The organism is Terriglobus sp. YAF25 (assembly GCF_052113305.1).
In the GTDB taxonomy this organism is placed as follows: Bacteria; Acidobacteriota; Terriglobia; order Terriglobales; family Acidobacteriaceae; genus Terriglobus.
In genome coordinates this window covers 1-6,921 of the sequence record NZ_JBFRCY010000174.1, presented here as the reverse complement: position 1 = coordinate 6,921, position 6,921 = coordinate 1, and the positions used below count along the sequence as shown (strand labels likewise).

Here is a 6,921-nt window from a genome sequence, read left to right as displayed (position 1 = left end):
ATCAGAACGTCCCTACGCCACAGCGTCTATGGATTGCAAATGCTCGCGTCGGCATGATGCTCTCGCCAAAGAACAACTTCACGCTCAGCTATACCGCCAACGTGAACTCGCTTCAGAACCTCGCAGTGGGCGGCACGGTACTTCCGGAGGCCGGCTACGACAGCCAGCAGGCCGAGCATATTATCCGCGTCACCAATGTCTCCATTATCTCTCCACGCATCGTGCACGAGGCACGCGCGAGCTTCATGTGGCGCAATCGCGATGACACCCCACACTCCACCGCGGCGGCCCTGCAGGTCTCGGGAGCCTTCACCGCAGGCGGATACACCGGCGGATACTTCGCCAGCCATGAGAAGGTCACCGAAGTCGATGACGACGTCCTGCTCAGCAGTAAGAAGCACGCGCTCAAGCTCGGCTTGCAGATGATCGACAACCTCGAGCACCTCAACCAGCCCGACACCTTCAACGGAAGCTATACCTTCAGCGGCGCCACGGTCGCAGGAACCACGATCGGTGGACTTGAACAGTACCGCCGCGCCATGCTCGGTCTTACCGGCGGCACAGCGACGACCTACACCGTCAATCAGGGCTCGCCGACCGTTGACTTCAATCAGCTTCGCCTTGTGCTCTTCGCGCAGGACCAGTGGAAACTCACGCCCCATGTTCAGATCGCGCTCGGCATGCGCTATGCACTGCAGACCTCGCCTTCCACCTTCTCCAACCTTGGACCTCGCGCCGGGATCTCCTGGTCACCGGACAAGAAACAGAGGCTCATCCTGCGCGCGCGCGCCGGTCTCTTCTTCTCGCCCATCGATACCAACACTGCAGGGGTCACGCTCCGTCTGAACGGCGTCACCCAACAGCAGAGCATTATTTACTCCGCCAACTACGGCACGCCCTTCACTGGAGTTACGCCTATCCACACGCTCCGTAACTTTGCGGGCAGTGTGATGCAGACACCATCACTGCAAACCCACCTGGGTGCAGAGTACGAGCTCCCCGCTCACTGGCACATCCAGAGCAATCTCTACATCGTGCGTGCCTGGGACACCATGCGCTCGCGTAATGTCAATGCTCCTCTCAACAACCAGCCCACCGGGCCTCGTCCTACGCTGGCCAACACCAACGTCCTTGAGTACCAGCAGACCGGTCATCTGCACGGCAACGTCATGTTCGTCGGTGTGGATCAGCACAGTCTACGCCGCTTCCAGATCTTCCTCGGCTATGTCCGCATGGATCTTCGCGGCGACGCAGACGGCCCGAATACCTTCCAGCAATCAAACCTCAGCAAAGCCGGCGAGCTGGCGCGTCCCATATGGACAAATACCCATCGCATCATCAGCATCAGCCAGGTCAATCTGCCAAAGAAGTTTACGGTCAGCAATGTCTTCAACGCGACCTCGGGTACCCCACTCAACCTCACCACCGGACTCGACAACAACGGCGACGGCGTCTTCAATGAACGTCCGCAGTACGCTGCCTCGACAGCGAATGCCTACCAGACTCCTTTCGGTCTGTTGACCGCTGTGAATGGAACCGGCGCCTTTCCACGTAACGCCGCTACCCTTCCCTGGACGGTACAGCTCGATAGCAACCTCAGCCGCAGCTTTGCGCTTTCGAAGAAAGACTCTGCCCGGACCATTACCTTCAACGCCCGCGCGGCTAACCTGCTGAACCACACGAACGTAACCGCGGTTGGCAGCGTTCTTGGCTCGCCACTCTTCCTCAAGCCTTACGCCTCAGACGCCGGCCGCCGCATTGAGCTCGGCTTCCGCTACAACTTCTAATCGATCATTGCAAGGAGACCTCGCATGAACCGCATCGCATCTCTGATCACCTCCGCCATCGTCGCCGCCACTTCCGCCGCTGGTTACGCACAGCAGGCCGCTATCGCTCCGCCTATCTCCGGCCTGATGATCAGCTATCGCTATTGGCCTGAACAGTTCGTGCAGTGGACCGGCCCGGAGGTTCCCTACACCATGGTTGAGCTCGACTACGACGAGAACAACGGCAAACCGCTCTACGACTTCATCGTGACTAGCCGCACGACCGGCAAGCGCATCCACTTCGCCAATCAGCCGCAGCTTGTGGCGATCGCCAAAGCACAGGACGGTGAAGCGTATCTCACACAGCTCGAGTTCACGAAGCCCGACAGCGAGGTGAACGGCGCGACCTTCGATCTCCGCCTTCGCCTCAATGACGGCACGCCTGTCGAGTGGCGCTTTATTCAGGGCTCGGATGTCTTGCAGCAGGGTGGCGGCCTGACCGCTGTCGCCGAAGCTAAGGTGCCGGTCTTTCCTTATCGGGAAGAGTCTGCCGTCGCCGGTGAAGGTTCGGCCATCGTCGTGGGTGACAAGACCTCGATCGCCGAGATGTGGAAGGAAATCTCCAGACCTCCTTACTTCGTCGCCTGGCATGGAGCTTTGACGCACTCAGCCACTACCGCCGTGCTCGCAGCGGGCAGTGAGAACTTCAAGGTCGCCTCAGCTCCCAGCGAACTGAAACAGGGCGCCACCTGGCAGCTCACACAGGAAAGCGGTCGCACTATCACCCTCAAGATCGAGAAGGTTGCTGCTCCGCACTACACCATCTCGGTCGAAAACAATCCGATGGTCAAGCAGACCATGGAAGTCACCTATGACGGAACCAACTGGGCCATTGAGAAGATCCGTTACGCTCCGGTCCGCGCCGAAGATCACGGTCTGACTCTCCAGTTCACACCTGCGTTCGGCCAGACGGAGACCTCAACCGTAGACCTCATCATCGGGAAGAAGACAAAGATCGCGACGGCTACCCTTAGCGGCACTCCGGTGAAGTATCAGCTCGCCATGAAGTCGCCTGAGTGGGCCAAAGGCAAAACCCTGACCGGCGCCAACAGCATCACGCCGGAAAGTGTCACGCTCGCAGTTCATCCTTAAGACTGTTGCGCCCCCACGGCCAGGCTTCTGGTCGTGGGGCCGTGATCCTCGAATCCATTTCAGAGATAGCCAAGCCGCTTCATCACAGCTCCGTGCGCCGTCTCGATCTGCACAAGCTGCTCCGGCGTAAGCCGCAGCTTCCCTTCTCCAGCCTTGCCCGAGCGGAAGAATTTATCGTTTGCATGCGGATTCTCCCGGAAGCCCTGCTGCTGCTCCTGACGGGCCAACTGGTCGAAATGCGTCGCCGCAACGGCGGCCTCGACGTGCTCGGCGGGCATCCTAAGAAACTCCACAATCTTATGAAAGCTAGCCACGGGATCGTGCAGCAGGTCTTCATAGCGAACGAGCAGGAGTGGGAAATCCCCATCCAGCCAGCTTGTCACGTGGGTGCTCCATCCACCCAGCAGCTGCGGTAACTGCCGTGACGGACCGCCCGGACTGTAGGCCAGAACATACTTCTCCGCAGCGAGGATATCGACGGCCACCTCGATCGTTGTTCCGAAGAACGCGGCGGCGGAAACGGCAACGTCTCGTGGGTCGCGGACGATATAGACGACACCGCGTGTCCTGTCTTTGGGAAACACGGGCTCTCCCGCATCGTTCCGCCAGAGCTGATCGTGCACTTTATGGATCAGCACGTCGCGCTCACTCTCCAAGGCAAGCCGGCGATAGAGCTCAGGCCGGACCAGGGCGATCTCACTGTACGTCAGCTCCGTGGCCTCGACGCCGAACTGCTCCTGCAGATTCGTATAGGAGACGATCGGTACTTTCAACTCCAGATCGTTGATGTCCGGGACGACTCCGCCCAGCGTCAGGCTATTGAGCATCATCCGCACCCAGGTATTCCCGGACTTCGGATAGGAGGCCAGCCAGATATATTCCGTCTCTTTCACCAGTACGTCTCCACATGTTGCAGTAACAGCGAAGCGATCTCTCRCAACTGTTGCATCTGGCGGGGATACTCCATGCGGATTGCCGGAACTTTACCCGCCAGCGTACCTAGCGCGGTGAGCATCGGTTTCTGCCGCTGCAGCAAGCCGGCGAACCGGTGCTGATAGACCAGCGAGTGCGGCGGCATAACGCTATGCATTCCCCGCAGGCGCGCAAAATGAACCGAGCGGTGATGTGCATCTTCCGCTCGCACCAGTAGGCCGGCGCGCACGGGCGATGCAACCTGAGTCACAAGCGTGAACTTGCGCAAACCAGGCCTCAACGGGCAACTGGCCTCTTTCGGAAATCCAAGATGATCTCCGACATCCGGCCAGAGGCGAATCCGTGGAGGCCCAGCGGCGATCATCGCCCCTTCCCGGCTCACATCGACAAGGCACAGGTCGTCGCTTAGAAACTCCGCACCCTGCTCCATCAGTGCTGCCGCCAGCGCGGACTTGCCCACGGTGGCCCAACCGGATAACAGAATCGCTCTGCCTCGCACCACGACAGCGCTTGCGTGCAACGCCAGACGGCTTTGCTGATGAAAGAGCAGGCCGGCAACACTCCCCGTCAGAAAGCTCTGAAAGGCCTCGCTCTGCGGACTCCCGTACGGAGATACAAGGATCTCCCGGCCATTCCGCAGTAGAAAACGACCCGCGTGCCTCACATCGAGCAGGACCTCGCCCTCGCGCCCAATCTGAATAAACGGCCCTCGCTCAACGGGGTCTGGAAGAGATTCCGGAACTTCCGCCTCCAGAAGAGCCACCTCGCCCGAAGCGATCTCGGGCTCTTGCCAGGGCTGTAACCAGCTAAGATCCCATGGACTCGACAGCCGGTAGCCGTAGAAGTTGAACTGCCGCATCTGCTGCATGGCTATCGCAGAGACTCCGCAATCGCCTGCAGCACACGTTGCGAGCTCTCTTCGATACTCTCGCTGGCGGTCCTGCAGTGGATCTCAGGCTCGATGGGAGTTTCGTACGGTGCATCGATGCCGGTGAACTGCGTAATCTCTCCGCGTCGTACCCGGCGATACAGCCCTTTCGGATCTCGCTCCTCGCAGGTTTGCAGTGGAGCATCCACAAAGACCTCCAGATACGCACGGCATATCTGCCGCACCTCCTGGCGCATGCTGCGGTAAGGAGCGATAACGGCGACCAGCACCACCGCCCCCTCCTCCGCCCTGGCCTTTGCCAGAGCCCCAATCCGTCGGACATTCTCGTCCCGGTCAGCCTTTGAGAACCCGAGGGTGGGATGCATCTGCTTGCGCAGCTCATCTCCGTCGAGAAACACCGCCGGTACGCCGAAAGACGTCAGCGCCTGCTGTACAGCTTGCGCGATCGTCGTTTTGCCGGCGCCGCTCAATCCGGTTAACCAGACGACAAGGCCGCCGTTTTCTCGCAGGGTATGTGGGGAAACAGAGATCAATCGATGGCTTTCAAAGGGAGATCGTAGATGCAGTGTAAGCGATTTCAATGTACCTGAAGATCGAGCCTTCTGTCCTGCGGCCAAACCTCCTTTGCTTACAGTGGTGTACGTCCTCCGGTAGCTCCGTAAACCTCGCCGGACACATAGCTGGCGTCATCTGACACCAGAAAAACGAAGAGACGAGCTAGTTCCACCGGCTGCGCCGGGCGTTCGAATAAAGTATTGCTGCCGAAGTTCTTCACCTTCTCCTGACTCATCGTCGATGGAATCAATGGAGTCCATACCGGGCCAGGAGCCACCGCGTTCACTCGCACACCATTTTTTGCCGCCAACTTGGCCAGCCCTTTTGTGATATTCGCGATCGCAGCTTTGGTTGCGGCATAAGCAAGCAGCCCCTCGCTCGGTTCAAATGCCTGAATCGAAGTCGTGTTCACGATGGATGATCCTGGCCTTAGCTTAGGTAAAGCTGCACGCGTCAAATAGAACAGGCCAAAGACGTTCGTCCGGAAGGTATGCTCAAACTCTTCCGGCGTTATGTCCTCAATCGACTCGTGTGTCATCTGATACGCCGCATTGTTGATGACGATATCTAAACGCCCCAGCCTCTCGAACGCGGTCTCAACCAGCGATGTGGCGTATTGTGGCGACCCGATGTCGCCTGGCATCTGAATGGCGGTCCTGCCGGCAGCACGAATCAGCGCCGCAGTCTCTTTTGCATCCGCCTCTTCTTCCGGCAGATAGGACATCACGATCGATGCCCCCTCGCGCGCAAACGCAATTGCGATCGCGCGTCCAATACCGCTGTCTGCACCGGTAATAATGGCCACCTTCCCCAGCAGTTTTCCTGAGCCGGCGTAGGAGGTCTCGCCATGATCCGCAGGTGGATCGAGCTCCCGCACCGATCCTGGCGGGCTCTGCTGTTGCTCCGGAAAGGGCGGTTTCGGACCAAGATTGCGTGGATCGCTTTCCTTTTCCTTCGTCATTCTCTGCCTCCATCGACACAGCCTTTGATCTCACATGGACGCAGAAACCATTCGTGGAGTTGGCACGGCAGAAACGCCGTTTTGATCAAAAAGAAGGACCGCGAGGCAACTCTCCCTATATCGATGCCGTCTGCTGTCCCGACTGCGTTGTCGGGATGATCAGCCATCCTTAAACCAAAACGCTCTCTCACCGAACGGATAGACCGAATGAGGTCGAGATTGCGCAAACTTTCTGCTTTTTGCTGGGCGGCGCCGTTTGCTCAGACGTTTTGGTTGCGACAAAGGCTTACCGCTCTTTGCCCGTCACGAACCAGGGTGGATCAAGGTCAAGCTCGAACCCTCGCTCAAACAGAATGCGGCATAGCCACCTTCAATGAACCCAAGGAGAACATCCATGAAATTCTTTTCAGCAAATCTCGCCAATCTTCGTGAGCTCTATATCAATCAACTTCAAATGCTGCTATCGACGGAACGGCAGCTCGTAGTGGCGATTCCGAAAATGATCGAGAAAGCCAGCGATCTTCAGCTTAAGCAGGCCCTTCAATCTCACCTGCAGGAAACCGAAGTCCAGRCCACTCGGCTGGAAGAGATCCTGCGACAGACAACCGGCGAAGTGGAGACGGTCAAGAGCAAAGCTCTCGCTGCATTGGTGGAGGAAGCAGAGG

7 protein-coding genes are annotated in these 6,921 nt (G+C 58.5%); 3 read left to right on the top strand and 4 right to left on the bottom strand.

The features are described 5' to 3' along the window. Both AB4043_RS09395 and AB4043_RS09390 read left to right on the top strand, forming a co-directional pair. The coding region (locus AB4043_RS09395) for a TonB-dependent receptor (protein WP_442306933.1) at window positions 1-1,787 on the top strand (1,787 nt) is incomplete at its 5' end. Window positions 1,788-1,811: 24 nt separating this feature from the next. Further along, window positions 1,812-2,918 (top strand): hypothetical protein, encoded by a 1,107-nt coding sequence (locus tag AB4043_RS09390; RefSeq protein ID WP_442300251.1) that lies wholly within the window; start codon window positions 1,812-1,814, stop codon window positions 2,916-2,918. A 59-nt stretch (window positions 2,919-2,977) separates the two neighbouring features. Here the strand turns inward: AB4043_RS09390 and AB4043_RS09385 are convergent, their stop codons facing one another. The 4 genes from AB4043_RS09385 to AB4043_RS09370 all read right to left on the bottom strand — a co-directional run bounded on the left by AB4043_RS09385 (window position 2,978) and on the right by AB4043_RS09370 (window position 6,256). Beyond that, complete coding sequence (locus AB4043_RS09385) at window positions 2,978-3,811, bottom strand: sulfotransferase domain-containing protein (RefSeq protein ID WP_442300252.1); 834 nt, start codon at window positions 3,809-3,811, stop codon at window positions 2,978-2,980. After that, entirely contained in the window at window positions 3,808-4,719 is a 912-nt protein-coding gene (locus tag AB4043_RS09380) for a hypothetical protein (RefSeq protein WP_442306932.1), read from the bottom strand. The genes AB4043_RS09385 and AB4043_RS09380 overlap by 4 nt, the downstream gene beginning before the upstream one ends. 2 nt (window positions 4,720-4,721) lie before the next feature. Then, window positions 4,722-5,273 (bottom strand): adenylyl-sulfate kinase, encoded by a 552-nt coding sequence (gene cysC, locus AB4043_RS09375; protein WP_442300254.1) that lies wholly within the window; start codon window positions 5,271-5,273, stop codon window positions 4,722-4,724. 95 nt (window positions 5,274-5,368) lie between these two features. Then, on the bottom strand, window positions 5,369-6,256 hold the full coding sequence (locus AB4043_RS09370; RefSeq protein WP_442300255.1) for an SDR family oxidoreductase: 888 nt from the start codon (window positions 6,254-6,256) through the stop codon (window positions 5,369-5,371). A gap of 394 nt (window positions 6,257-6,650) precedes the next feature. Here AB4043_RS09370 and AB4043_RS09365 point away from each other — a divergent pair. Beyond that, window positions 6,651-6,921, top strand: a 271-nt coding sequence (locus AB4043_RS09365; protein ID WP_442306931.1) for a YciE/YciF ferroxidase family protein, incomplete at its 3' end; no start/stop codon positions are given.

Coding starts and splice junctions, on each gene's coding strand:
- AB4043_RS09390 (WP_442300251.1), top strand. CDS start 1,812: ATGAACCGCATCGCATCTCTGATCACCTCCGCCATCGTCGCCGCCACT.
- AB4043_RS09370 (WP_442300255.1), bottom strand. CDS start 6,256: ATGACGAAGGAAAAGGAAAGCGATCCACGCAATCTTGGTCCGAAACCG.